This window comes from Butyricicoccus sp. (assembly GCF_977037065.1).
This window is the reverse complement of sequence record NZ_CDRQNY010000018.1, coordinates 1-26,040: the sequence shown is the minus strand read 5'-3', so window position 1 is coordinate 26,040 and position 26,040 is coordinate 1. Positions and strand designations below refer to the sequence as shown.

30 protein-coding genes and 1 pseudogene are annotated in these 26,040 nt (G+C 53.9%); 15 read left to right on the top strand and 16 right to left on the bottom strand.

Annotation, left to right across the window (positions count from 1 at the left end; translation table 11 throughout):
- Window positions 1-69: 69 nt before the first annotated feature.
- The 4 genes from ACWVX6_RS07550 to ACWVX6_RS07535 form a co-directional block, all read right to left on the bottom strand.
- A complete protein-coding gene (locus ACWVX6_RS07550; protein ID WP_455152807.1) occupies window positions 70-699 on the bottom strand; it encodes a hypothetical protein in 630 nt (209 codons plus the stop codon).
- 31 nt (window positions 700-730) lie between these two features.
- Window positions 731-1,381, bottom strand: a complete 651-nt coding sequence (locus ACWVX6_RS07545) for a hypothetical protein (RefSeq protein ID WP_455152806.1) — start codon at window positions 1,379-1,381, stop codon at window positions 731-733.
- Between the two features lie 178 nt (window positions 1,382-1,559).
- Window positions 1,560-2,531 carry a transketolase family protein gene (locus tag ACWVX6_RS07540; protein ID WP_117491067.1) on the bottom strand — a complete coding sequence of 324 codons (972 nt, stop codon included), beginning with the start codon at window positions 2,529-2,531 and terminating at the stop codon, window positions 1,560-1,562.
- Window positions 2,532-2,546: 15 nt separating this feature from the next.
- Window positions 2,547-3,398 (bottom strand): transketolase, encoded by an 852-nt coding sequence (locus ACWVX6_RS07535; RefSeq protein WP_110436472.1) that lies wholly within the window; start codon window positions 3,396-3,398, stop codon window positions 2,547-2,549.
- A 591-nt stretch (window positions 3,399-3,989) separates the two neighbouring features.
- On the opposite strand from ACWVX6_RS07535, the gene ACWVX6_RS07530 reads away from it, so the two are divergent.
- Complete coding sequence (locus ACWVX6_RS07530) at window positions 3,990-4,745, top strand: DeoR/GlpR family DNA-binding transcription regulator (protein WP_117491063.1); 756 nt, start codon at window positions 3,990-3,992, stop codon at window positions 4,743-4,745.
- 36 nt (window positions 4,746-4,781) lie between these two features.
- On the opposite strand, the gene ACWVX6_RS07525 is transcribed toward ACWVX6_RS07530, so the two are convergent.
- The 12 genes and pseudogenes from ACWVX6_RS07525 to ACWVX6_RS07470 form a co-directional block, all read right to left on the bottom strand.
- On the bottom strand, window positions 4,782-5,231 hold the full coding sequence (locus ACWVX6_RS07525; protein WP_455152805.1) for a TspO/MBR family protein: 450 nt from the start codon (window positions 5,229-5,231) through the stop codon (window positions 4,782-4,784).
- A gap of 51 nt (window positions 5,232-5,282) precedes the next feature.
- Entirely contained in the window at window positions 5,283-5,939 is a 657-nt protein-coding gene (locus tag ACWVX6_RS07520; RefSeq protein WP_455152804.1) for an ABC-2 transporter permease, read from the bottom strand.
- Window positions 5,936-6,784 (bottom strand): ABC transporter ATP-binding protein, encoded by an 849-nt coding sequence (locus ACWVX6_RS07515; RefSeq protein WP_455152803.1) that lies wholly within the window; start codon window positions 6,782-6,784, stop codon window positions 5,936-5,938. The genes ACWVX6_RS07520 and ACWVX6_RS07515 overlap by 4 nt, the downstream gene beginning before the upstream one ends.
- Window positions 6,781-7,161: a GntR family transcriptional regulator gene (locus ACWVX6_RS07510; protein ID WP_418914249.1), complete on the bottom strand. Its 381-nt coding sequence runs from the start codon at window positions 7,159-7,161 to the stop codon at window positions 6,781-6,783. Before ACWVX6_RS07510 ends, ACWVX6_RS07515 begins: the two co-directional genes overlap by 4 nt.
- An 818-nt stretch (window positions 7,162-7,979) precedes the next feature.
- Window positions 7,980-9,449, bottom strand: coding sequence for a DUF4368 domain-containing protein (locus ACWVX6_RS07505; protein ID WP_455152802.1), 1,470 nt, complete (start codon window positions 9,447-9,449; stop codon window positions 7,980-7,982).
- A 142-nt stretch (window positions 9,450-9,591) separates the two neighbouring features.
- Window positions 9,592-9,834, bottom strand: a complete 243-nt coding sequence (locus ACWVX6_RS07500) for a hypothetical protein (protein ID WP_455152801.1) — start codon at window positions 9,832-9,834, stop codon at window positions 9,592-9,594.
- A 192-nt stretch (window positions 9,835-10,026) separates the two neighbouring features.
- The gene (locus ACWVX6_RS07495) at window positions 10,027-10,221 is read right to left on the bottom strand and encodes a hypothetical protein (protein WP_455152800.1); all 195 of its coding nucleotides are present in this window, start codon (window positions 10,219-10,221) and stop codon (window positions 10,027-10,029) included.
- Window positions 10,222-10,321: 100 nt separating this feature from the next.
- Window positions 10,322-11,282, bottom strand: a pseudogene (gene mobQ / locus ACWVX6_RS07490) (MobQ family relaxase); the annotation flags it as partial.
- A gap of 2 nt (window positions 11,283-11,284) precedes the next feature.
- Window positions 11,285-11,668, bottom strand: coding sequence for a DUF3847 domain-containing protein (locus tag ACWVX6_RS07485; RefSeq protein ID WP_256372129.1), 384 nt, complete (start codon window positions 11,666-11,668; stop codon window positions 11,285-11,287).
- Window positions 11,637-11,855 carry a DUF6471 domain-containing protein gene (locus ACWVX6_RS07480; protein ID WP_118760408.1) on the bottom strand — a complete coding sequence of 73 codons (219 nt, stop codon included), beginning with the start codon at window positions 11,853-11,855 and terminating at the stop codon, window positions 11,637-11,639. The genes ACWVX6_RS07485 and ACWVX6_RS07480 overlap by 32 nt, the downstream gene beginning before the upstream one ends.
- Before the next feature lie 404 nt (window positions 11,856-12,259).
- Window positions 12,260-13,477, bottom strand: a complete 1,218-nt coding sequence (locus ACWVX6_RS07475) for a DNA primase family protein (RefSeq protein ID WP_118760407.1) — start codon at window positions 13,475-13,477, stop codon at window positions 12,260-12,262.
- Complete coding sequence (locus ACWVX6_RS07470) at window positions 13,474-14,067, bottom strand: CHC2 zinc finger domain-containing protein (protein WP_118760406.1); 594 nt, start codon at window positions 14,065-14,067, stop codon at window positions 13,474-13,476. The genes ACWVX6_RS07475 and ACWVX6_RS07470 overlap by 4 nt, the downstream gene beginning before the upstream one ends.
- Window positions 14,068-14,200: 133 nt before the next feature.
- Between ACWVX6_RS07470 and ACWVX6_RS07465 the strand changes: the two genes are divergently transcribed.
- The 14 genes from ACWVX6_RS07465 to ACWVX6_RS07400 all read left to right on the top strand — a co-directional run.
- Complete coding sequence (locus ACWVX6_RS07465; RefSeq protein ID WP_118760405.1) at window positions 14,201-15,328, top strand: DUF6076 domain-containing protein; 1,128 nt, start codon at window positions 14,201-14,203, stop codon at window positions 15,326-15,328.
- 30 nt (window positions 15,329-15,358) lie between these two features.
- Window positions 15,359-16,603: a hypothetical protein gene (locus ACWVX6_RS07460; protein ID WP_202183494.1), complete on the top strand. Its 1,245-nt coding sequence runs from the start codon at window positions 15,359-15,361 to the stop codon at window positions 16,601-16,603.
- Between the two features lie 101 nt (window positions 16,604-16,704).
- A complete protein-coding gene (locus tag ACWVX6_RS07455; protein ID WP_118760404.1) occupies window positions 16,705-17,283 on the top strand; it encodes a TetR/AcrR family transcriptional regulator in 579 nt (192 codons plus the stop codon).
- A 116-nt stretch (window positions 17,284-17,399) separates the two neighbouring features.
- Entirely contained in the window at window positions 17,400-18,014 is a 615-nt protein-coding gene (locus ACWVX6_RS07450) for a class I SAM-dependent methyltransferase (RefSeq protein WP_118760403.1), read from the top strand.
- A gap of 3 nt (window positions 18,015-18,017) precedes the next feature.
- Window positions 18,018-18,806, top strand: coding sequence for an alpha/beta fold hydrolase (locus ACWVX6_RS07445; protein ID WP_118760402.1), 789 nt, complete (start codon window positions 18,018-18,020; stop codon window positions 18,804-18,806).
- A 1-nt stretch (window position 18,807) separates the two neighbouring features.
- Window positions 18,808-19,599 (top strand): class I SAM-dependent methyltransferase, encoded by a 792-nt coding sequence (locus tag ACWVX6_RS07440; protein ID WP_118760401.1) that lies wholly within the window; start codon window positions 18,808-18,810, stop codon window positions 19,597-19,599.
- 3 nt (window positions 19,600-19,602) lie between these two features.
- On the top strand, window positions 19,603-20,220 hold the full coding sequence (locus ACWVX6_RS07435; RefSeq protein ID WP_118760400.1) for a class I SAM-dependent methyltransferase: 618 nt from the start codon (window positions 19,603-19,605) through the stop codon (window positions 20,218-20,220).
- A 3-nt stretch (window positions 20,221-20,223) separates the two neighbouring features.
- Window positions 20,224-20,709 carry a hypothetical protein gene (locus ACWVX6_RS07430; protein ID WP_455152799.1) on the top strand — a complete coding sequence of 162 codons (486 nt, stop codon included), beginning with the start codon at window positions 20,224-20,226 and terminating at the stop codon, window positions 20,707-20,709.
- A 13-nt stretch (window positions 20,710-20,722) separates the two neighbouring features.
- The gene (locus ACWVX6_RS07425; protein ID WP_455152798.1) at window positions 20,723-21,586 is read left to right on the top strand and encodes an MBL fold metallo-hydrolase; all 864 of its coding nucleotides are present in this window, start codon (window positions 20,723-20,725) and stop codon (window positions 21,584-21,586) included.
- Window positions 21,583-22,359 (top strand): alpha/beta fold hydrolase, encoded by a 777-nt coding sequence (locus ACWVX6_RS07420; protein WP_455152797.1) that lies wholly within the window; start codon window positions 21,583-21,585, stop codon window positions 22,357-22,359. Before ACWVX6_RS07425 ends, ACWVX6_RS07420 begins: the two co-directional genes overlap by 4 nt.
- A complete protein-coding gene (locus ACWVX6_RS07415) occupies window positions 22,356-23,288 on the top strand; it encodes an acyl-CoA thioester hydrolase/BAAT C-terminal domain-containing protein (RefSeq protein ID WP_455152796.1) in 933 nt (310 codons plus the stop codon). Before ACWVX6_RS07420 ends, ACWVX6_RS07415 begins: the two co-directional genes overlap by 4 nt.
- 1 nt (window position 23,289) lies before the next feature.
- A complete protein-coding gene (locus ACWVX6_RS07410) occupies window positions 23,290-23,925 on the top strand; it encodes an L-2-amino-thiazoline-4-carboxylic acid hydrolase (RefSeq protein ID WP_455152795.1) in 636 nt (211 codons plus the stop codon).
- Window positions 23,926-24,100: 175 nt separating this feature from the next.
- Window positions 24,101-24,943: a class I SAM-dependent methyltransferase gene (locus tag ACWVX6_RS07405; protein ID WP_455152794.1), complete on the top strand. Its 843-nt coding sequence runs from the start codon at window positions 24,101-24,103 to the stop codon at window positions 24,941-24,943.
- Between the two features lie 168 nt (window positions 24,944-25,111).
- Window positions 25,112-26,040, top strand: a 929-nt coding sequence (locus tag ACWVX6_RS07400; RefSeq protein ID WP_455152793.1) for an ABC transporter transmembrane domain-containing protein, incomplete at its 3' end; no start/stop codon positions are given.

Here is a 26,040-nt window from a genome sequence, read left to right as displayed (position 1 = left end):
CTATTATAGTGAAATTCGCCGCGGGCGTAAAGAGAAAAATGCCCTGACGAGAGGTCAGGGCATTCGCTTTTAGAGATTATCGTTCTTTACAAATTTTACGGTGTACGCCTCCGCGTAGCTGCTGTTTTTGACTGCCGAGCTGTTTTCCGGGTCGGAAAACGCATCAATCGCCACTAAAATCTGTGTATTATCTGTGCGGAATGTACGCACGAGAAGAGGAATCTCTGCATCGATTGCCAGATCGTCAATCTTTTCCTCCTGCATCGCCACCGCCGAGGTCAGCTGCTCGGTCGGCAGACCGCACAGCTTGGACGAATCCGCATTCTGGATGGAACCGCCGAATTCATCCGACTGTATCACAATGATATATTCCGAATTAACATCATCGCTTTCCGGCTCAAACCGAATCGTTCCGCTGCTTTCTCCAACTTTTTCCGAATTGACCGTGAAAAGGCCGAACTCGTCCTTGTTCCACGCACTGCCGTCCCACGCATACCGCTGGATTTCAATTCCGTTTGCGTCCGCATGGTTGCCGGAAAATTCATACTGCACAGACTTGTCAATCTGTGATCCATTCGTTTTCTGCTCCACCGGCGTGATGGAAATCGTGTTGTCCGCCGGCTGTGTTTTTGCCTGTCCGCACCCGCTCAAAATCCCCACAAGAGCCAGCGCAAGTCCTGCTATGTACCGTTTTTTCATACGGTGCACCTCCTTTTATCAAGTTTTATCTTTACTTCTGAATAAAAATGACAGTGTACACTTCCGCGTAAACACCTTCCTGCACCGCTTTGCTGTTTTCCGGGGCATTGAACGCCGCAACCGTCACCGGACGCAAGGTATCACCCTTGCGGTACACCCGAATGAGGATTGGCGTTTCCACACCGACAGCCAAATCGTCAATCGGCTCTTCCATCGTGCCAACCGCCACGGAATTTTCACCAGCCACCATACCTTCTATCTCTTTCGGCTGTGCTGCCAGATGCGACCAGCCGCCATCCGGATAGTGCACCTCGATCGCGAAATTCGCATTGATGTCACCGTCACGCCGCAGCGCAATTTTACCCGGCTGACCGTTCAAATCCATCTGATACATTCCCGAAACCAGTCCGTCACGGCCTTTATACGGCGTCCACTGGCTGTCTTTCCAGATGTAATGATGAATCTCCATGCCATTGGCATCTGTGTGGTTGCCGGAAAATTCGTACAAAAAGAACGTGTTGGCGGTCGTACTCGTACCGGTCAGCCAAATCAGCTCCTCCTGCTCCTCGGACAGCTCCACCGGTGCAAGGTGCATGGTGTTGTCTGCCGCCTGCATTTGTCCGCACCCGCTCAAAATCCCCACAAGAGCCAGTGCCAGTCCTGCCGCGTACCGTTTTTTCATGCGGTACACCTCCTTTTATTGTTGTGCTTACAGTGTAGCAGATTTGGGTGATATTGTCTATTTCCAAACCATGCAAAATCTGCGCTTGCTTCTGTGCAAAGTAACGGCAAAAAAAGCGTCCCGACATACGTCGGAACGCTTTTCGATGCAATTTTACTTCGCGTATCTGCGAGAAAACTTAGCCGTTCTTGCGAGCGATAGCCTTCTTAGCAGCCTCTACGATGTGAGCAGCGGTCAGACCGTACTCCTCGCGCAGGAAGGACTCAGCGCCTACCTGACCGAAGCGATCCTCAACGCCTACCATCTCCATCGGAACCGGGTTGTTCTTGATAACAACGTTAGCAACAGCAGAACCCAGACCAACCTTAACCTGATGGTTCTCAGCGGTTACGATAGCGCCGCACTCAGCAGCGGAATCGAGGATGAGCTGCTCGTCGAGCGGCTTCCAGGTGAACATATCGATAACCTTGGCAGAGATACCCTCAGCAGCCAGCTGCTCCTGAGCCTTCAGTGCCTCGTCTACCATGATGCCGGAAGCGATGATAGCTACGTCCTTGCCTTCCTTCAGGGTAACGCCCTTGCCGATCTCGAAGTCAGAGCCATCGCCGTAAACGGTGGTGAAGCCCTTACGGATCATGCGCATGTAGGAGAACTTGCCGGATGCTGCCAGCTTCTTGGTCAGGCAGTTGATCTGAGCGTAGTCAACCGGGTCGATTACAACTGCTTCCGGTACGGACATGTACAGAGCGCAGTCCTCGAACGGCATGTGGGTACCGCCGTTGTATGCAGCGCATACGCCGGGGTCGGAACCGATAACGTGTACCGGCAGCTTAGCGTAAGCTGCGGACATGAATGCCTGGTCAAATGCACGGCGGGAAGCGAAGCAGCCGAAGGAGTGCATGAATACGGTGCGGCCGGTAGCAGCCAGACCTGCGGCAACGCCCATAGCGTTAGCCTCTGCGATACCTGCGTTTACGGTCTGCTCCGGGAAAGCCTTAGCCAGCTTGCCGGTATTGATGCAGTTCTCGAGGTCGCAGTCAACGTGCATAACCTTGCTGTCCTTCTCCATCAGGTCCAGCATAGCGGTAACAAAACCGTCACGGTTGTTACGAGAATCCTTCTCGTGCTTGCCAATCAAAGTAAAGCTCATGTTCAATACCCTCCCTTACTGTGCCTTGATCTCAGCGAGCTTCTTCTCAGCAGCAGCAATGGCTTCATCCCACTGCTCCTTAGTCGGCTGAGAGGAGTGCGCGCCAGTGCCTTCAGCAAAGGTGGCGCCCAGGCCCTTAACGGTGTTCAGGACGATGCAAGTCGGTACGCCCTTGGTGTCGTAAGCGAGCTGAACAGCGTCGTAGATCTGCTCTACGTCATTGCCGTCCTGCAGCTCGATCACGTTCCAGCCAAATGCTGCGAACTTAGCACCGATGCCCTTGCCGTGGCTCATAACCTTGTCAACAGCACCGTCGAGCTGGTACTTGTTGTCGTCTACGAAGCAAACGAGGTTGTCCAGCTTGTAGTGAGCTGCGAACTGAGCAGCCTCCCAAACCTGGCCCTCATCGCACTCGCCGTCGCCAACGAATACGAATACATGGCTGTCGCGGCCGTCGAGCTTGTTGCCCAGAGCAGCACCGGTAGCGGTGGACATGCCCTGACCGAGAGAACCGGTCGTCAGGTCAACACCGGGGGTCTTGGTGCGGTCGGTATGGGACGGGAAGTTGGTGTGCGGCTGATTGAGGGTATAAGCGTCCTCAACCGGGTAGAAACCCTTCAGACCGAGGGTAGCGTACATAGCCGGACCAGCGTGGCCCTTGGACAGTACGCACCAGTCACGATCTTCCCAATGCGGGTTCTTCGGATCAACCTTCATTACTTCGCCGTACAGAACTGCCAGCGCATCAATAACGGACATTGCACCCGGAACGTGGCCGAAGCCAAGCGAACCGACGGTCTTCAGGGTCTCCACACGGATTTCCTGAGCAAATACACGAAGCTCCTGCATCTTTTCTGCTTTCTGCATTGCATACACCTGCCTAATTCAAAATATAATTTTCTCTCCGCGGAACAGGTTCCAGCGTACAGCGGCACAATGCCACTGTTTTACGAATACAAGTGTATCACCAAACCGCCAAAATTTCAACCGAAATTCCTGCATTTGTTCGCAAAATTCCAATTTCATTCAAACGCCTTATGGAAAATATCTAATTTATTTCGAGTAAAATTAGGTAATTTGTTGGTTATCTGCTGGTTATATGTATTTATTTTGTTGGTAAACCTCTTGCAAACGGTGAAAAATATATTTTTAAAAGGGGTATCCCGCCCTGTTTCTGCTGTTTGTCTGCGTATCCCTCTCCCCGCAGACGGGTTACCGCTCCTCTCCCCGCTCACTGCCAGAAATTATTTTCAAAATGCGGTTTTACGGATTTTGCTCACTTTCTACCGTTCTTTACCGAGAGTTTTCATGTATTTCCGACCTTTTCCGCCAAATTCATGCTATATTCTCATTTTGGGGAGCGGTGGACATTTGGTTACAAATTTGATAAACTAAAGAAAACATTGTGGATACATTCGGATACTACTGGGCGGATATTATTATGTGGGAGCTGTGAATATGAAAGTCAGCCGTCTCAATTCGATAGAGCAATATGTCATCTCGCGCGAGACCGTCAGCATTGACGAGCTGTGCGAGGTTTTTGGCGTGTCCAAGAATACCATCCGCCGCGACCTGAACGAGCTTGAGCAGCGCGGCCACATCACCAAGGTATACGGCGGCGTGACCGCTACGGTGCCGTCCGGTGCCGTGCCGACGCCCATCCGTTCGGGTCTCAACCAGATCGACAAGTCTCTCATCGGCCGTCTGGCCGCCGAGGAGGTCGCGGATGGCGATACCATTTTTATCGACTCCGGCACGACCACCCTGTGTCTGCTGCGGTTTCTTGTGGCAAAAAAGCGAATTACGATCATCACACACTCGCTCGGCGCGCTGAGTGAGGCCTCCAAGTACGATAACCTTAATATTATCTCGCTCGGCGGCATTTACAGCCCGACTACGGATTCGTTTGTCGGCCTGTCCGCGATCGAAGCGCTGTCCACCATGCGTATCAACAAGGCGTTCATGGGCGCGACCGGCGTGTCGCTGACTGCAGGCATGACCAACACCACCTTCCTCGAAGCCGAGATCAAGCGTGCCGTTGTTCACCGCGCGGATAACATCTACGGCATGGTCGATTCGTCCAAGATCGGCAAGGAAGCGATCGTCACGTTCTGCCACCTCAAGGACCTGACCGCGTTCATCACCGACTGCGAACCGCCGAAGGAGTACGTTGATCTGTGCAATGCAGAAAACGTAAAACTGAGATATGAGTAACGTAAAGGGAGCAAATCACACGATTTGCTCCCTTTTTCATTTATTCAGGAACCAGACTCCGGCATTGAGATAAGCCGCGTACATCAGCCAGACCAGGTATGGCACGAGCAGCCATCCCGCCTGCTTGTCAATGCGGTAAAACGCTCTTGCGGTGACGAGCACGAGTGCCAGCAGCAGAATCAGCCACCAGAACGCCGTTCCGTACAGTCCAACGCGAAAAAACAGCAGCGGCCACACGAAATTCACTGCAAGCTGCGTGTAATACAGCGCAAGCGCGTTGCTTCGCTCCGGCGAACCGGACTGCCGCACGCGCAGGCTCGCCCAGCCCATGAGCACATAGAGAATCGTCCACGCAATGGGGAATATCCATGCCGGCGGCGCAAGCGGCGGCTGCACCAGCGCCGCATACTGCGACATGCTGCCCATCGTCAGCCATGCCGCAAGTCCGCCGACCACCAGAGGCAGTGTAAAGCTGAAAATCTTCAATCTCCGTCCCTCCCGTTCCTATTTATATGGAGCGAGAGGGATTTTATGCATTTACAGCTCTCTTTTCCGGTAAATGCCCACACCGATGCGCCAGCATACCGCGTACACGATGGCACCGACAATTACCAGTCCGCCGAAGAACGCCGCAAGCTGTCCGACCGGCCAGCTGTCCATGCCGCCGACCGCCTGCACAAGTTTATTGAATGCCGGATGCTTTTTGACGACGGTCAGCGCGATGATCGGCACCCACACTACGGCAATGAGGAAATACCGTCCGCGCTCCGGACCAAACCGTAAAACGAGTACAAATTCAATACCCATCAGCGCAAGGCCGACCGCCTCACAGGCCAGCATGCCCATCATATCCTCTGTCATTGCATCACCGCCGAAGGCATTCATGCCCGCAATGCATATCATGCCCAGTGCCGCAACCGTCAGATTGACCAGCAGGCTGATTGCAAATTTGCTGCTCACCACATCGCTCCGAGAGACCGGAAGCGACAGACTCAGCTTATCCCATCCGTAGGCATAATCGCTGCTCATGAGCGTTGCGGGCACCATAAGCGACAGCATACACAGCATAGCCGGCACAAACGACAGCCCTTTTCCGGAGACGATCGAGACCAGCGCAATTACAATTATTGCGATCATTATTGCCTTCATCGACCGGCGCAGATTCATCCAGTCCGCATACAGCATTGCTTTCATCTTGCGTCCTCCTCTCTCGTCAGAAACAGCATGATCTGTTCGATGTTGACCGGCTCGACCGACCAGTTTTCCGGTACGCCGTCGCGTCTTACCAAGGCCTCACAGCCGAATGCACCCACGCGCTTTGCCCGCACGGCGGACGGGTCGAGGGCGTCCAGCTGATTGGCGGTGCAGCGCAGTATACCGCAGGTGTCGAGCAGTTCATCTCTCGGCTCGCTCAGCAGCACCTCGCCCTTGTGGATGAAGGTGATCTCGTCCGCGATTTTGTCCAGATCGCTCGTGATGTGGCTGGACAGCAGGATCGCATGGTTTTCGTCCTGCATGAAGTCGTACAGCAGATCGAGCACCTCATCCCGCACGACCGGGTCAAGACCGCTCGTCGGCTCGTCAAGCAGCAGCAGCTCCGCGTCATGCGACAGCGCTGCCGCGATATTCAGCTTGGTTTTCATGCCCTTGGAGTAGTCCCTGATGGCCTTTTCTCGGTCAATGCCGAATTTTTCGATGTACGACGCAAACTGCTCCGCGTTCCAGTTTTTGTACGCTCTGCCGAGGAGCGTGCTCACCTGTGCGGCGCTCATCGCGCTCGGGAAACCGCCGTCCTCGAGCACCACGCCGATCTTTTCACGGACGGACGGATTCGAGCCGTGTTCCCCCAGCACGGTAATCTCGCCGCTGTCCGGCCGGATGAGGTCGAGCACCGCCTTGATGGTCGTTGTCTTTCCGGCGCCGTTTTCTCCTATTAAACCCATTACCGTGCCTCTCGGCAGGGTAAATCCCACATTGCGGAGCGCAAAACCGCCGTATTTCTTGCAGACGCCGTGCAGCTCCAGTGCATTCTCTCTCATAATCCTTCCTCCTCAAACAGTGTCTGTGCCAGCTCTGCGAACTCGTCCGCAGACAGTCCGGCCAGTCTTGCCGCCTGCACCGCGTCCGTCAGGTGGTCTTCCACCGTGCGAAGCTGCGCTTCCCGCAGACGTTCGCTGCTGACCGGTGCAACAAAGCTGCCGCGTCCGGTCTGGCTGGTGATAAGGCCCTCGCGCTCAAGCTCCTCATACGCACGCTTGGTCGTGATAACGCTGATGCGCAGCTCCTTCGCCAGCAGGCGCATAGACGGCAGCGCCTCCCCCGGCTGCAGCTCTCCGCCGAGGATTTTTGCCTTGATCTGACGTGTGATCTGCTCGTAGATCGGCGTGCTGTCCATGTTGGATACTATGATGTCCATGCCGTCCCTCCTTTTTTGTTGTATATACTCATTATATACAATATGAGCAATATGTCAAGGGATAGATTTCCACCAGACGCGATTTTTCACAAACGAAGCGGTTCGAGAGACGGCGGTTTTTCACACGCTCAACGCAAAGCACAATTCCCGCCGAAAAATTTTATAGTATTTTTATACAAACTGCCGAACAATTTTTCTTGCATTTCGACGAAAACCACGCTATACTGTAATTGTTCAAAGAAAGTGCTTAAAAACAGCACAAATGCTGCAAAACGCAGCTTTACTAATTGTCTATCTCTCTTTTTTCCTTTCTTTTTTACTCTTTTCTTCTTTGTGATCGGATCACACCTCCCGATCACAGCAAAGCAGGCTCGGTTTTATCCGAGCCTGTTTTGTTTTTGTCTGAAATTTCATTTCCCGTGTTGCAAACGGAGAATTGAAAACAGAAAATAAATGATGAATATAATGGTAAACCTCGTGAAAACGGCACCCGTTCTACATACTCCGTAGGGTTGAGTGCCCTCAGAGGGTGAATTGCCCAAAATGCAAGAGAGACCACTCCGGAGCGCCCGCCATTTGTCAATTCATTTGCAAACACCTAACCGTAAAGGCACCAAAAACACCGTTAACCGGGCGCGTTCGGTCGTGCTATGGGCGCACACTGTACTCCCATACGGTACACCCTGCACAAACCAGAAAGAAACTGCGTTCATTTTCCATTCTCAATTACACACAAAAAGAACCCGAAACCAAGGCTTAACAGTCGTAAGGAACTATAAGTCTTGCGGTTGGGGCAGAGGACGGTGTGACCGTGAAGGTCACGCCGTTTTTCTGCGTCCAAGGGTAGATTCTGCGATCATGGGTTCTGCCAGCACGGGGATCTCCACCTCGTCAACGAAATTAAAGATGATCTCCACCTTCTGTCTGCGCTTGCCGCCAGACTTATCCGGTGCGTGAATGACGATCTTCCTGATATACTCGTTGACAATCGTCTGCGTCAGCTCCGTGACATCCACATACTTTTTCGTCAGCGCAATGAAAGCGTCCAGATCATCGCCCATTGCCTGCCGCTGCTCGACCCATTCTTCCGTTGTTTCAATTTCGAGCTTTAACCGTTCCTGCTCCGCTTCATAATCAGCCGTCATTTTCTTATACCTCTCCTTGCCGATCTCACCGAGAGCGTAATCCTCATAGAGCCGGGACATGACCACATCAAGATTGGCAAGGCGTTTTCTTGCCTGCTCCACGCGCTTCTGATCTTCCCGGATGTCTCGTTCCTGATCGGCGCGGCGGTAATGCAACCACTCCTCCTGAAAGTCCTCCACATCGCTGCGAATATACGCATTGACCGCCTGAATCCGTTCCTGTACCAGTTCCCGCAGTACATCTTCCCGGATATAGTGGGCAGAACAGGTGCCTCGACCGCTTTTGTAGCTGGAGCATACATAGTGGTCTTGCTTGCCGTCAAAGCTTTTGCAGGTAGCAAAGTGCAGCTTATTCCCACAATCGGGACAGAACAGAAGCCCGGAGAACAACCCCTGCCGTTCCGCTTTCACGGGACGGCGTTTGTTTTTGCGCAGCTCCTGCACTCTGTCCCATTGTGCCTGAGACACAATAGCTTCCTGCGTATCCGGTACGATGAACATATCCTCCGGATTGTTGGGAATCCTCTTTTTCAGCTTGTAGGACTTGGAGTAGGTCTTGAAATTGCAGGTGCATCCGGTGTATTCCTGCCGTTCCAGAATCCCGATGATGGATTGATCGCTCCAGCCATACGGGTTCTTGGGCATCGGCTTTCCCTTACGGCTGGCATACAGCGCCTTGGTCGTGAGAACCTGATCCCTTTCAAGAATCCGCGAAATCTGCTCCGGGCCTTTGCCGTCAATGCAGAGGTCAAAGATGCGCTTGACAATCGGGGCGGCATCCTCATCCATAATCCACTTGTCCTTGTCGTTCGGGTCGCAGCGGTAGCCATAGGGCGGTTTGCCCAGATGCTTGCCGCTGGTGCCGCGCTGACGCAGGCTGGTACGGACTTTCTTGGAGGTATCTCTTGGATACCACTCGTTAAATAAGTTGCGGATTGCGGCAAAGCCCTCACCGTCCCCGCGCTGGCTGTCCACGCCGTCGTTGACGGCAATGAAGCGCACATCGTAGCTGGGGAAGATGATGTCGGTGTACTGGCCTACAGTCAGGTAATCACGACCAAAGCGAGATAGGTCTTTGCAAAGCCAGCAGCCTACCAATCCCTGCTTTACCAGTTCAAAGCCCTCCTGTACGCATCTCGCCATCCTGCGAATCCTCGTTGCTGAGGCGGCAGTAGAGTATCGTAATTTTTTTGCTGATCCGTCATAACGTCCTCCTTCACGTTCGGGTCAGCCGACAGAATCGGTATGCCTGGAATTATATTACTATAGTTTTGTGTCACTGTCATTAACAAGCCACCTCCCGGTCAGAAAAAATAAGCCGTTTTACCTTGGCGGTAAGCGGCTCGGTTCCGTCACAGACGGTTTCAATGGTGTACCACGTGTTTCCAATCTTGCGCTCCACGGTTTTGCAGAAGGGGCTTCTTCTGCTCCAATAGGCCTCACACCCCTGCAAAAAGGACTCCGGCGGGTCAAAGATCGGATCAAAGCAGCTTTCATGGTCAAAGGCCTTGCAAAGCTCAAAGACCAAATCGTCTTTCCCCTCCATCACGGCACGGTTGATTTTGTCAATGCTGATAATTTTTCCATATACGATTCCTTTCTCATAATTCTATTTCGTTTTTGCGGCTGCGCAGTTGTGTCTGCTGCCGCTCCTGCTCCAACCGCTCACGCTCTTTGCACCATGCGGTGATGGGTAGCTTGCCATCCTTGAAATACGGTTTCAGCTTGCGTTCCGCCATATAAAACGCCGCAGCGTATCGTCATGCTCCGACTTGTATTTTTGTCTGGATTTTTCAAAACGGATGCTTCCCAGCTTATCCGCAACCGGTTTTCCATCGACATAATACTGTGCCATGCGCAGCAGCTCGTCCAGTTCCTTGATGCAGGATTGCTTTTCCCCGGCAGACGCTTTCATTGCGCTGATGCTGTTCTGCATGGAATGCAGCGCGGCATCCAGATCATCGGTGGTAAAAGCTGCTTCTCCTGCAAAAAGCGGAATGCATCCGCATACCGCTGTAAGTTGGCTGTCTTGGCCTTTGTGCTGTATGCGCCTTTATTGCGGTTATTGTAATAGGTCATCAGCAGATCGTTCAGCATAGGCGGCTGCGGCTTGGAGAGTTCTTCCTTAACCGCTTTCAGCCATTCCAGCAAAGAGGCGATTTTATTTTTTGCTTTCCGCAGCATGGCGTTGGTTTTGCGAACCCAGCGGTTGAAGTCGACCTTGTCGGTACGGATGCCCTTCACTTCCATTGCGCGGACAGACGGCCCCTCATGGACGGTAGGAATCTGTTCAATGCCTTGACGGGCATAGCTGCGGTGGTCGATCCGGCAATCCAAACCTTTCTCCACAAACTTCGCGTTGCACAGATCAGCCCACGCCTGCCGCCAATACTCCAAGGTTTCGGGACTGCCCCAGTCGGTGGTCGGCACAGCGTTGAACATATAGTTGCCCGCCTCATCCAGAATACGCTCACCATGCTCGTCCAACACATATTCCCGCCGCTGCTTATTTCCCCACTTGCCGTCCGGCTCAATGGGGCGAATGGGACACATAACATGAAAGTGGGGATTGGAAATGCCGCCATTCTCCTTGTTGGGAGAGTGAACGGCAAAATCCACTACCATGCCCCGACTCACAAAATCGTCCAACAAAAATTGCCTTGCCAGAGCGATGTTCTCCTGCATGGAAAACTCGTTCTGCAAGGCAATATCAAAGCTGTAGGCAAGCTGCGCTTTCTTTCCGCGCTCGGCTTTTTCCACGGCGTTCCAGAGCGTTTCACGGTCTGCGTATTCCGGCGGGGCGTGGGATGGCAGCAGGATTTCCGAACAGATCACACCGCCCTTACGGGAGTAGTCGCTGTCCTCGCCGTAATACTCGCTGTGCAGCTTTTCTCCGGCACGGTAGGCGGCAGACGCCACGGCGGATTGTCCCGCGCTGCGTTTGATCTGCGTCACATGAAAATGGAATAACGTGATACTCAGCCCCCCTCTTTCTGTTCAGACCGGTTGTGTTCGTTGACCGCTGCCATGAGCAGACCTTTGACCACCGGCAGGTCAAAAACCTTTTCGGCCAAGGCATAAAACTCAGCACGTGTCAACAGCTTCGTCAGCGGAGCAATGCTTTCCATATCCGCGCTGCGGACGATCAGGTTGTGTGCGCGTTTGGTTCGGCAGGCGAGACCAGCCCCTTGTACGGAACAAAGTGACGCAAAACAGCCCGGACACGCAACTGTCCGGGTGATAGGCTCCGCAGGACGCACATACAGGGCTTGACCATGTATAGAAGTGCGCCCTTCGTCCCGGTGGGACTTTCGGGATGTTCCCGGATCGTCAGTTTTTCTTTCGCTGCCAGACGATTTCATACCTCAGCGCGTCGGCAAGCTGAACAGCCTCTGTGTAGCGTAGGGACTCCCGCTGGAGCTTGTTGGACAGGTTGGATACGCTGTCAGACCAGCCGTGCTCGTCGTGCAGCAGATCGACCACCTCCTGCATGGTCATTCCCTGACGGACGATGTACGACTTGATTTCGTTTCTCAGATTGGATTTCATCAATTTTTACCTCCATAATTTCGTGTAGCGGTTTTTCGTATCGGTAATTTTGGTATGCTTGTAGGTGAAAAATCTGCCGTGCCGCAAATCCGCTCAGATTTCCGCCCGTGATGCCCTGTTCGCAGCAGCACCCTATCGGCTTCATCGTTCTGGGCGAGGTCATGCGGAACGGTGGGATATACCACATCCCAGTGCAATGGCTTCACACTACGATAAACCACCGGACGGTGCATTGCGTTCGGCTTACAGTGAAAAATTCCATGAATTTCACAAGGATTGACTGCAATGTGCCTTTTTTGACATCCTACCAGCACTCTGTACATAGCGGAATTACGGCATTTTGCTGTGTACATACGTACCAATGGCGCAGGGCAGGTAGCATTTCACGGCATGGGCAGCTTTGTTCACGAGTGGGTGCGCGTCAGAAAATCGCTGAACGAGCGCTGCCTGATAGGTGTCAGCCCGTTTTCATCGCACCAGATTCCGTAAATGGCATACAGCTCCTTGGAGGTGACAGACATATCCGCCTTCAGCCGAATATAGCCGGTGGATTCCATAAAGTCGATGGCATTGTTGACGTCACGCTTGACGTACTCCCGATTGTTCAGCGTCCGGGGACTTTCCGTGAATCGGAAGCTGTTTGCCGCAAGCCGCTGCAAGCCCTCAAACGCCCAGAGAAAAATGCCCTCGACCTCTCGCTTCATCTTCTCGGCAATATCAGGATCGTCCACACGATTGGCAGGCTTCTCTTTTGTGGTCAGGATCAGTTGGCGGCGGTAAAAGCCGTTGCTGCGGTCGTAGAGGGATTGCAGATCGCCATTGGAGAATGCCAGCAGCCGGGCATACATCCACCCCTGATAGCTCTGGACGCTTTTGCGTTCCAGATCCATCTTATCCTGTGCGGTAACGATGGATTTGACATAGTTGGTCTGCTTCAGAGCCTCCATTTTCATATCGTCATCCACAAGAAGATGAATGTGCTCCAGATCGGCGCGGGCAAACCGGTTGTCGGAGATTTTTGCAATCCTGCCGTCCTTCATATTGCAGCCAAACAGCCGCGCCAGCACGGGACCGATTTGCGATCTTCCTTCGCCGCCCTCGCCCTTGAGGATCATCATGCGCTGCCCCTTGGTGCTGGGAACGAGGCAATAGCCGATATATTCCTGAAAGGTGGGAATGTCCTCTGGGTAAAGCAGGTCGGAGAGAAAACGCAGCCAGACAACCGGCTCCTCCGCCTGCGGATTGTAAGCAATGGGAAACCGGCTGCGCACGATTTCAGAACGTCCTGCGAGAAAGCTGCCATCGATGCGGAGCGTCCCGTTCTGCACATGAATCTCATCCGGCTTCGTCGGGAAACTCTCTGCATGAGCCGCCAACTTCATGATCTCCACGATATTGGAAATGGTGTGCGGAATGTTTTTTGCGGCACAGCACTCCAGTTCGGCATAGATTTTCTCTTTCAGCAGCAGCGGGTCTGTCAGCCGCCCATCCGGTGTGAAAAATGCGTTGTCCGTATAGATGAGCTTGTTCTTTGACAAAAACTCCCGGCAAAAAGCCGCCTCATTGACGTCCTTGCCATCGAACCATGCTGGGAAATCAAGCTCTGCATACTTCTTGTTCACGCGGCGTCCCTCCCATTGACTGTTTCCTTGAGCTTGTCCAGCCGACCATCTGCAAGCAGATAACGAACTACCTCGGCGCGTTCATAGGAATCACCCGCGCACAGAATATCCAAGTAATACTCCACCTCATCCAGCTTGTGGCAGGCTTCTGCAAATCGTTCATCCGGTACTTCTGCCGGTAATTGCGGCGCACAGTTTGCCTTCCAGTCCCGCAGCACACGGGCATAATCGGACAGAACAGAATAGCACAGCCGCTCATTTTCTCTGAGCTGCTGTGCTTCTGTTCGGATGCGCTTTGTGTGGAGCGCCGCTGCGCTGGGCGGCTTGTCCGGTGTGAGGTGAAAGTCTGCGGCCAGCTTCTGCGCTGCATCATACAGCGAGAGCCGGAACAGCTTGCTTACAAAATCAATCACATCTCCGTGCTCCCCGCAGGCGAAGCAATAATAGTCATCGTCCGCCGCATACAGGCTGGGATGCCGGTCATTGTGAAACGGGCAGAGCGCCATGCCGTAATGGTTGACCTCCACGCCGTACCGCTCCGCCGCCTCCCGGCAGCTTACGCCATATTTGACGTTCTGAAAACAATTCATGCGTTATCCTCCGTAAAATAGATTGGAGAGGCAGCTTTCACTCCTCTCTGCCTGTTTTATGTTCGGATTCGCAAAAAGCAGACGGATGGCATGACAAGTTCATTTCAAAAAAAACATGACAGGAGGGTGCAGCATGGCACAGGAGCTTATCAGCCACAAGGTTTTATCTCTGGATTTCTGGCAGGATACCGTAACCTATGCAGGAAGCGTCATGCCGACCGGCACGATTGGCTGTGCGGTACTGAATATCCCAGACGAAACGATTGCGCAGTTGGACGCGCCGTGCATGACCTTGAATCTGCTGCTGACCGGCATCGGGGCAAAGAATGTGGATAGGCAGCTTCTTCCGAAAGCGCAGGAGGCGGGACAGACCATCATTCATGCGCTGCATGATGTCCAACCGTTCTCCCGCTTGGACAGAAAGCAGTTTGAAGATTATCTCATGCAGGCATTTTCCGAGGAAGCATTTACCGAGCTGAACGAGTATTTGCAGCTCCCGATGGAGCAGCAGGCAGCCAGCAATATCACAGGAGCGCATCCCTTGGCGGCGCTGCTGGTGCGCGTTATTCCAGTGCTGGGGCATTTGAGCTATTCCCTGCACCAGTACAAGAAAACTATGACGGCGTTTGCAGAATTTCTGCAAGAGAATGCCGAAATACGAACGCCTGCGGGATACGCCGCTGCATTCGGGCAGTTTTTCAAGGAAAACGTGACTCTGGAGGAAAGCAATCCCTCATGGATGGCACTGACCAATGCGACAGTGCAGTATGTCCCTGCGATCCGTCTCGGAAATACGCAGGCGCAGCTTGTCAAGCGGATGCATTTTGTATCCTTCGTTGGGATGTTCCGCGCCGATCTTTTTGAAGGTTTATGCGTCGGACACGCGCCGAGGAAATGCGCGGTCTGTGGGAAATGGTTTCTGACCACTGACGCAAGATACGCCAAATACTGCGACGGTCTGGCTCCCGGAGACAAGCGCGGGCGTACCTGCCGTCAAGTCGGGAATCTCCGTGGACGGGAGCAGCGGGAGCTTGCCGCCGACCATCCCATCAAGAAAATCTATACGAAGCGGTTCAACACGATCACGCAGTATCTTGGCCGCGGCACACTGGACGAGCAGACCGCCGCCGCAATGAAAGCACTGGCAAAAAGCAAGCTGGAGAAAGCCCTGCAAGACATCGGCTATGCGCAGGGCGGCTATGCCGCCGAGATGGAGCAGGCGGCTCTGCTGGCGGAAGCGAAGGAAACGATGGAGCGGTAATGGAACGCCATAGCGGTGGGAGGTGCAGACATGGAGGATAACCGTAACAAACTGATACCGGCACAGCTTGCGGGCTACACATGGGAGCTGTCCGGTTATGCGTCCAAAGTGCCGTTCGCCAATGAGGACAGCCTGACCATGTGCGAAGTCCGGAACATCTTTCGGCTTGACCCGGAACCGCCGCAAATGGAGCTGGACGACTACATACGCGAAACTGTCCGTCACAAAGACCTTGCATACTTTTCCTTCTTCCTGCACCACTTTGAAAAGCGTCTGAACAGCGTGATTTACCGATTTCTCACCCACAACGGAATTGATCGCTACGATCCGGCGCGGTTTCTGGACTATAAGCTGGAACTCCTGCAAATGCTGCTGTTTTGCCTGCCGAGGTTCGACCCGGCGCAGGAAACAGAATTCCTGAAATACGCGAAGCATTATATTCAGGACGGGCTGCTGTTCTGCCGTATGATGGGAGAAGTCGGTTCCTTTGCCAGTCTTGCGGAGTACCGGCGTGTGCGTCAGATCGGCGCAATCTATAACAATTCGGGTAAGAGACGCGCAGAGGTCGTTTCCGAGTTTGCCATCCAAAGCGGATACAAGGACGAAAGCGTATCTGCGGATGAGCTGCTGACCATTGCCCAGCGCAACCGCAGCATTGTTTCCCTCTACCGCACGGAGCAGGACGAGAACGGCGAAGAAACCAGCGAGGATGTGACGCGCGACGATAGCTGGAACTATGCCGAAATCCTATGGAACGGAATACAGGCAAAGACGGTCACGGCGGCGTTTGAGCAGCTTTCCTACAAAGAGCAATGGTATCTGGGAAAGCGGAACGCCATCTGCATGACCTGCGGGCGCGTCAGCCCCTTGTCCACGCAGTCCACCTTTGAAGATTTAGCGGTGGATTTTGAAGGAACGACAGCCAGCGGTGCGAAGCGGTTCTACCAGCGTACATTAGACAAACTGCGACTGAAGCTGCTGGAAAGCGGTGTGATCCATACCGTGACGCTGAAACAGACCGAGCGCCGCAAGAAGAATAAAAAAATAGCCGCCGCTGTCTACCTGTATCAGGCAGACAACGACAGCGAATGGGGCAAGCTTCGGTTTGATTTTGAAAACGGCACGGCGGAGATCGTAAAGCTGGCGGATTGGGACACGGTGAAAAGCAATATCTTTGCAAAGACGGCGATACGGTTTGTGCAGGGTTTGCCGGAGACGAGACTGCTGAAATCTACAGTGGTTCCGTTTGAGATGGAACGGCTGGATCTGATTTGATCATGACGGAAAGCAAAACGACGCCGTTGACAACATCTTCGGATCGTGCTACAATTTGACTGAAATGAACAATATGGTCATAAATCCAAGGAGCGTGCGCAGTGGCTTTTACAGATGAACAGAATGAACAGATCCGCAAAGACCTGATCCGGGAGGCCCGGCGCTGCGGCATTACCATTGGGATGCGAAAAACCTCTGTGGAGCAGCTGACGGAGGCCGTTGGGATCTCCAAGGGATCATTTTACAAATTCTTTGATTCCAAAGAGCTGCTGTTTTTCGCTGTACTGGAGGACATTCATACCGAGTGCTTCGCGGCGGCGCAGAAGTCTTTGCAGGAAAATACAGCCTTATTGCCTGCCGACCGCGCGGCAGCGGCGATCCTGGCGGCCTGTCGGTGGCTCTCCAGGACAAAAGCTTTTGTGTTCATCGAAAATGACGCAGATTTTCTTCTGCACCGCCTGCCGGAGGAAGTGAAGACCGCTCACTACCACGATGACGAGACGCACATCCGTACCCTGCTGGAGATGGGCGGCTTGCAGCCCAAGGGCGGTATGGCGCTGGCTGCCGCCACAGTGCGGGGCTTGATTTTAACCGTCTCCCATCAGGAGCAGATTGGGGTGCTTTACCCGCAGGTGCTGGAAACGCTGGTGCGGGGCGCCTGCCGGGAGCTATTTGCATAAGCGGAAAAGCCGCAGTGATGCGGCTTTTTCAAAGGACTACGGTTAGCCTGCTCTAACCCATCTGTGCCATCCATGTGAGTTAGAGGAGTTTAACATCTCGTTGTGAGGGCGAAATCATGAGAAACAGTCAAAATTTCTGGGATAAAAACGCCGGGCGGTACGACCGCTTCATGCGAAAGGACGCCGCAGCTTATGAGCAGATGTACGAGCTGCTGCGCCCCGTGGTACGGCAAAAAAACGTTCTGGAGCTGGCGACCGGCACAGGGCTGATCGCCAAAAACATTGTAAACAGTGCCGCTCATATTGATGCCACAGACGCTTCGCCGGAGATGATCGCAGAAGCGAAGCGGGACAACCGATCCGCCAAGCTGCATTTCTCCGTGCAGGATATGTTCCACCTACCTTATGCCGACGAAAGCTTTGACGTGGTCATCGTGGCCAATGCGCTGCATATCGTGCCGGAGCCGGAGAAAGCCCTCTCTGAAATTCGTCGGGTGCTGAAAGAGGACGGGATACTGGTCGCACCGACCTTTACTCATGCCGGTAATGACTTTCGTGGAAAGGGCAAAGCATTTTTCATGAAGCTGGCGGGCTTCCCTCTCCACAGCAAGTGGACAAGCCACGAATACCTGGCATTTCTGCGGGAAAACGGCTGGACGGTGCGGAAAAGCACCGTGCTGAAAGCCTCGTTCCCGCTGACCTACGCAGAGTGCGTGAAATCGGAGGGATGAACCATGCAGATATTGGAACACGGGCAGGCGCAGGAGCGGACGCTGCTGTTTTTCCCCTGCACGGCAGAGCCTGTATGGGCCTTTGCCGACACGATCACGCTGCTTTCTCAGAGATGGCATGTTTTTCAGGTGGTGTATGACGGCCATCAGCCGGAGTATCCCGGGGATTTCACCTCAGTCGAGCAGACCGTGGACGAGGTGATCTCCTATTTGAAGAGCCACGGCGTCTCCCGTCTGGGTGGGGCCTATGGCTGCTCCATGGGCGGTGCCTGCCTGACCCGTATGCTGGCATTGGGGGAAATGCCCATCGACCGGGCCATCATCGACGGCGGGATCACGCCCTATCAGCTGCTCTACCCGGTGCGAAAGCTGCTGCTTTGGCGGGATATTGTGTCCTTTAAAATGGCGGCGAACAGCCGAAAAATTCTGGAAGCGGCCTTTCCGCCGGAACGGTTTACCACCGCAGGGCACGACCCCAAAAAGGAGTACGACGCCATGGAAGCCTATCTCAAAACTTTTTCCGTTCGGACGATCCGCAATGTATTCTGGTCTGCCAACAACTATGCGCTTCCGAAGCGCTCCGCTAAAATCGGTGCGAAAATCACCTACTGGTACGGCGACGATGAAAAGAAGGATCGCAGGCGGGATATCCGGTTCATCAAGCGCTATTTTCCTAAGGCGCGCATCCATGGCATCCCCAAGATGGCCCACGCGGAGCTGGTGATGGTGCACCCGGAAAAGTTCTGCCGGTATGCGGAAAAATTTCTGACTATACAAGCGGAGGAAATATGACATGAGAGAAAAGATCAAACTCTCCGGCGTGCCGGAGACTATGCTGCAAACCGTTTATGCAAGGGCGAAAGAGAGCAGCGGCAGAGGCGCTATCCATGATACAAAGGCGGAAGAAATCATCGGGAAGTTGGATTACGATTTTTCCCTTGCGGACAAGGATACAGCCATGCGCAGCGGCGTTATCGCCCGCACCATCGCGCTCGACCGGATGACGAAGGAATGGCTTGCGTCGCACCCCGGCGCGGTGGTGGTCAACATCGCCTGCGGGCTGGATACCCGGTGCTATCGGATGGCAGGTTATGCGCATTGGTATAACCTGGACCTTCCGGAGGCCATGGCCGTGCGTGAGAAGCTGCTGCCGGAAAGCGGCACGATTTCGCAGATTGCCATGTCTGCCATGGACGATTGGGGCAGCAAAATCAGCGAGCAGAATGTGCCGGTGCTGATCGTCATCGAGGGGCTGACTATGTACCTGTCAGAAGCGGATATGCAGCGCATTTTCACGGTGATTTCCCGCCGATTTGAGAAAGCCACAGTCTTTGTGGAAACCATGAATCCTGCGATGGCGCGGCACTTCAAGGAGAAATCCATTGACGCAAGCAATGCCAAATTCAACTGGGGAATCGAGAATGGGAAAGCACTTGCCGAACTGCTGCCGGGTTTTCGATTCATGGAGGAACACAGTCTGACGGAGGGCATGGCGGCATTCGCACCGATCTATAAACTGCTGGAAAAGCTGCCCGCCGTGCGGAATATTTCCAATAAGATCATTGTGGTGGAAAAGGAGTTGTAGAAGATGTCATTCTTTGAAAACACCCGCAAACCTGTGGGCCTCGGCGGGAAGCTCATGGTCGCCATGATGAATTTGGGTCACAGCCCTGTGGCGCGCTGGGGGCTTCAATTTCTGAATGCTGCGCCGGATGCCAAGGTGCTGGACTGCGGCTGCGGCGGCGGTGCGAACATGAAAAGGCTGCTGAAAAAATGCCCGCAGGGTATCGTGAAGGGTATCGACTATTCTCCCGTCAGCGTGGAGAAGACGAAAAAGGTCAACAAGACCGCCATTGCGGAGGGGCGCTGTGCCGTCCTACAAGGCAGTGTGGCGGATATAATCTTCGCAGATGACTGGTTCGATGCGATCACCGCTTTTGAGACAGTCTACTTCTGGCCGAATCTGCCGCAATGTTTTCGGGTGATTTATCGGGTGCTGAAGCCCGGCGGAACCTTTCTCATCTGCAACGAGAGCAGTGGCGACACGGACAAGGATGAGAAGTGGACGGAGATTATCGGCGGTATGACCATATACAGCGGCGATGAGCTGAAAACATTTCTGGAAAACGCTGAATTCTGCAATGTTCAAATCCATAAAAACAAAATTGGCTGGCTCTGCGTGACAGGACAGAAGCGAGAGGAATAAGGAATGCTGCTGCAAACGATTCTGGAAGGACTGGGACTGGGGGCGCTACTGGTCTTGGTGTGCGCCATCGGCATCCACAAGGGCGCTGTCGGCATGGTGCATCTGTATGACTCGAAGGTACAGGAACGGTGCGTTGCGCTGGGTCTGACCACAAAGGAAAAGATCAAGCAAAACTCGCTGCGCTTCAAGCTGATCTGCGTTCCGGGATATCTTGCTTATGTGCTGATTTGCGTGTATGCCATCAACGGTGCGCAGACATTTTGGGGCGGTTTCTGGCAGTGCTTTGTAATCCTGTCCGTGATGAATCTCATCGACCGGTTTGGCATTGACGGCTACTGGGTCGGACACACCAAGGCGTGGGTGATACCGGGGACAGAGGATCTGATGCCGTACATCTCGAAATCAGACAAGCAGAAGAAATGGCTGTTCGGAACACTGGGAATGGCCATGATTTCCCTGCTCCTTGCGGGACTCGGGCTGCTGCTGTAAGGAGGAAATACCGATGTCAAAGAAAGCCACCGAGTTTCAGAAAAAGGAAATGAGCAAGATGTACCGCGGCAAGGAAATATTCAAGCCGCTGAACACCGGCTGGGTGGATGAGCGCGTGGCCTGCGTGCGGGAGTGGGTGGCGAACATTTTCTTCTACCGCAAGGGCGATACCACCATCATGATCGATGCCGGGTATAACTATGACCAGCTGGCAGAAAAAATGGACTGGCTGGGCATCGACCCGCAGTCCGTCCGGCACATCCTCATCACTCATCAGGACACCGACCACGTGGGCGCGGTGGAGGCAGACAGCCCCGGTTTGTTCCGGAGCGCAAAGCTCTATATCGGCGAGATTGAAAACCGGTATCTCACCGGCGAGGTGCGGCGAAAAGTCATATACCATCTCTATAAATTGCCGCAGGTCACAATTAACAACGAAAAGGTGCTGCTGCATGACGGCGAGACTTTCGAGATTGACGGCATCAAAATTGAGTGCTTCTTTGTCCCCGGTCACACATGGGGTCATATGGTCTATCTCATTGACGACAAATATCTCTTCACCGGCGACACTATCTGGTTCGGCGCGGACGGCGGCTACAGTTTCATTTCCTCTCTGGCAGAAAGCAACAAACTGGCGGTAAAGTCGCTGGCGGCGCTGGAGCAGAAGCTGCAAAGCCGTGACCTGCATCCGCTGTTTCTCACCGGTCACACCGGCTGGACGGACAACTTCGAGTTCGCCTTTGCCCATAAGGACAAGCTTTGCTCACCGTTCCAAAAGCGGGTTCCCGACCCCACCGCGCCTTATGACGCTTATGATGAATCGGACGACACGGAAAAAATGGCAAAGAGTGGGTTCCTGAAGGGGATGGGGAGATGAAGGTTTATTCCTTCGGCGCAGAAAATGCCCCGGTCATCCTACTGCTTCCCGGCACCTGCTGCCACTGGAAGGGCAATTTGGGACGGGGCATTCCGCTGCTGTCGGACAGGTATCGCGTTCTCTGCGTCAGCTACGATGGTTTCGATGAAACGGAACATACCGAGTTTCCCACTATGCTGGAGGAAAAAGAGAAAATAGAATCTTACATTCAGAAACATTGCGGCGGACATATCCGGGCGAGCTATGGCTGCTCGCTGGGCGGCTCTTTTGTGGGGCTGCTGGCGGCGCGGCAGAATATTCATATGGATTACGGAATTCTCGGCAGCTCTGATCTTGACCAAGCATCTCCCATTGCGGCAAAGCTGCAAACAAATCTGCTCCTGCCGCTGATTTATCCGTTTATTCGGGACGGACGGTTCAAGAGTCGATTACTGCAAAAACGCCTCACGCAGCGAAAGTCGGAAATGGGCGGTTATGTGCAAGCGTTCATGGAGATGCTCGGCGGCGCACGACCTTATGTGACCGTGCAGAGCTGCAAGAATCAGTTCTATTCCGACCTTGTCACCCCGCTGCCGGACAAGATCAACGTTCCGGGAACAGAGATTCATATTTTCTATGCGCTCAAAATGGGTGAGAAATACCGCGAGCGCTATGAACGGCACTTTGCAAACCCAGCCATTCACGAGCAGGACTTGCAGCACGAGGAGCTGCTGGCCTGTTATCCGGAGCGCTGGGTGCAGTTGGTGAAGGATATCATGGAGGGAAAGCGATGAAGCATCAGCACTTTGATGTGGAGACCGCCGGCTTTTACGGCGCGTACTGGGCGTGTGCCGACGGATCGGACTGCGCGGTCATTGCGATGATTGGTGACGATCCGGAGGATCGGCTTGCGCGTTCAGCTGTGAAATGGCTCTGCGGGCGGGGCGTAAATGTGCTCACCATGTCGCCTGCGAAAAAGGATTACGGCCATCATAATTATCCGCTGGAGCGTGTGGAGACGGCCGTTTCGTGGCTGAAAGCCAACGGCAACCATAAAATTGGCATTGCCGGTGCATCGACTACGGGAACGCTCGCGCTGACAGCGGCTGCCATGTTCCCGGATGTTACCCTAACCATTGCCATGACGCCCAGCGATTTTGTGTGGCAGGGTTTCATGCAGGGCAAAAGGGACGGCTGCAAGGAATGGCCGGTCGAGGGCGAGTCGCTGTTCTCCTACCGGGGCAAGCCGCTGCCCTATATGCCGTTTTGCTATCAGCATCCCGACTATTGGCACTGCGTCGCCGCAGAGAGCAAGCGCACTGGCGATATGGTTAACTCCCGCAAGCTGTTTGACGATTCCGAGGTGATGCATCCGATCGAGCCGGAGGAATATATTCCTGTTGAAAACATCCGGGGAAAGCTGCTGCTGATCGGCGCGGAGGACGATGCGCTGTGGGATACCGCAAAGTATATCCGCCGTATGGAAAAGCGCCTTGCGGAAAAGTCGCATGAATGCGAGATTGAAACAATGGTTTATGCTCACGGCACCCACTTTGTCTTTCCGGAGGGGATGCTGAAAATCATGCTGCCGGTTGGCTCCGGTCTGTTTGTAAAGTTGGCGTTTCAGGCAGCAAAGAAATATTCCAAGGAGTGCAGCCAGACCCGGAAAGACATCGAGAAGCGGATGAACCGGACTCTGGCAGAATGGAAAGGAGCGAAGTGAGATGCGTTGGATGGGAATGCCCATAGCCATATGGGCAGTGTTTGCGAAGTCCTTTCAAGCGCAGCTGACGGCGGTACTGGGCTATGACCCGGACACCGCACGTAAAATCACGGAAAAGGCCAAGCCGAAGTACCGTGAGATCATCGCAAAGCTGCCCGAATTTGAAAAAGGTGATCGGTTCAGCATGAACATCATTGGCTGCGCCATGCTGGGGGCGTTTGTCCTCTCCATGCCGCGCCGTCCCGATGTGGAAAGCCTTACCGACTACTATGAGAAAGCGCAGATGACGCCGCTGATGAAATGGTTCTGCCGCCAAAGCGGCAAGTCGAAGTTCACGCCCAAGGATATTGCCGCCATGAAAGCCACCGCCGCCCGGAAGGCGGCTGACCGCAACCCCTACTCGTGGAACATGGACTTTTACGAGTATCCCGACGGCAGCGGTTATGAGGGGCGCTTCACGAAATGCGGCATCTGCACGCTGATGCAGGAGCTGGGGCTTTATGACCTGACACCCGCCATGTGTCATTTGGACTACGCCATGAGCGAGGCCGGCGGCATGACGGACTTTGTGCGGCAGTATACCCTTGCCTCCGGCGGACCCTACTGCGACTGCGGATATCAAAAGAAACGAGTGTGAGGTGGCGGAGTATTGAAATATTTTGAGTTCGGACAGGAGTGCCCGGAGCTGATGGTGATGCCCCACGGCGGCGTATGCTATCGCGGCGCACTGCCGGTGGCGGAGGAAATGGCAAAGACCTATAGCAGGCGCTGGAGGCAGAGTGTGGGAATTACTTGCAGGGTGGGGAGAAACCATGAACTATAAAATCGAGAAAAACACTGTACAGGAAACGCTGATCATCCCACTCTATGCACGGAAAATGTGCGCAGAGGTATATCCAAGCCTCTATCGGGACGAAACGGCACTGCGGCTGGTGAATGCGGTGGACTATAATTTTTCGGCGCTTCAGAAGAAATCCCACAGACTCATGCAGCGGTTTGGCTTTTTAGAGGTTGCCATGCGGCAGAACGACCTTGCCTTCGAGGTGCGGGAGTATCTGAAAAGTCATCCCAATGCGGCGGTGGTGAATCTCGGCTGCGGGTTGGACAGCACAGGTCGGGCTTGCGATAACGGTAAGTGCAAGCTCTACAATCTGGACTTTCCTGACGTCATCGCTGTGCGCAACGAGCTGCTCCCGGCCAGGGATCGGGAGGAAAACATCCCCTGCGACCTCAACGATACATCGTGGTTTGAGAGAATCGACGCCTCCGGCGGTGCGGTCTTCTTTGCTGCGGGAGTGTTCTACTATTTCTTAAAGGAGCAGGTAAAAACACTGGTACGTGCTATGGCAGACGCTTTTCCGGGCGCTGTACTGGCGTTCGATGCCGCCAATGAGAAGGCAGTAAAGCTGATGCTGAAAACATGGCTGAAGGATGCGGAAATCAAGGATGTCGGCGCGTACTTCGCCGTTTCGGACGCCAAGCGCGAGATCGGTGCATGGGACAGTCGCCTGCATATCGCCAGCCGGGGCTATATGCTGGGCTACCACGACCTGAAAGACCCGTCCGTCAGCGGATTTTTCCGCTTTCTTGCAAGGGTCGGTGACGGAGTGATGAATATGCAGATCGTGAAGATTGGATTTGAACAAACAATATAGGAAACAAAACGGAATAGTTTGAAAGCACAAATCATGTTAGAATATCCAGCAGTTAGAGAACACTAACCAAAGAACTTCAGGAGGTACCGTATGAAAAAGAAATTTGCCGCTTTTGTGCCTTGCTTATCATCTGGAATTTCGCCATGCGGAAGAAAGGACGTGATTTAATTGAAAAAACAATCCGATCTTTCCCGGCTGATGGATTACGCCGGGAACCACCGATATTTCACCTACGCTTCGTGGGTGCTGTCTGCGGCCAGTGCGCTGGTGGCACTGGTGCCTTTTGTATACATCTGGAAGATTCTGCGAGATGTGCTGAACGCGGCGCCAAACTATGCGCAGGCGGTGAACATTCCTCATTACGGCTGGATGGCAGTGTTATTCGCAGTGCTGTCTTACCTTATTTACATTGCGGCGCTGATGTGCTCCCATCTGTCGGCGTTCCGGGTGGCGACAAATCTGCGGCTGGCAGTGTCGGAGCATCTGGCAGTGCTGCCGCTGGGCTTTGCTGAGACCTTCGGCAGCGGTAAACTGCGCAAGATCATCCACGAGAGCACCGGAGCCGCCGAGACCTATCTTGCCCACCAGCTGCCCGACCAGTACAATGCCATCGCCACCCCGGTGGGGCTGCTGGTGCTGCTGTTGGCGTTCGACTGGAGGTTGGGGCTGCTGAGCCTTGCGCCGGTGGTGCTGGCTTTCCTCATTATGGCGACCATGACCGGCAAGCGGATGGTTGAAAAAATGCGGCAGTACGGCAACGCCTTGGAGGCCATGTCCAACGAGGCAGTGGAATACGTCCGGGGCATTCCGGTGGTCAAGACCTTCGGGCAGAGTGTGTTTTCCTTCAAAAAATTCAAGACCACCATTGATGAGTACGAAAAGTGGGTCATCTCCTACACCAAAGACCTGCGCCTGCCCATGATGTTCTACACCGCCGCCGTCAACGGCGTGTTCGCCTTTCTGATTGCAGGCGGGCTGCTGTTCACGGCTCACGGTGTCACGCCGGAATTTCTGCTGAACCTGCTGTTCTATATCATCATCACGCCGGTGATCTCCCTGACTTTGACCCGCATAATGTACATGAGCGAGAACAAGAT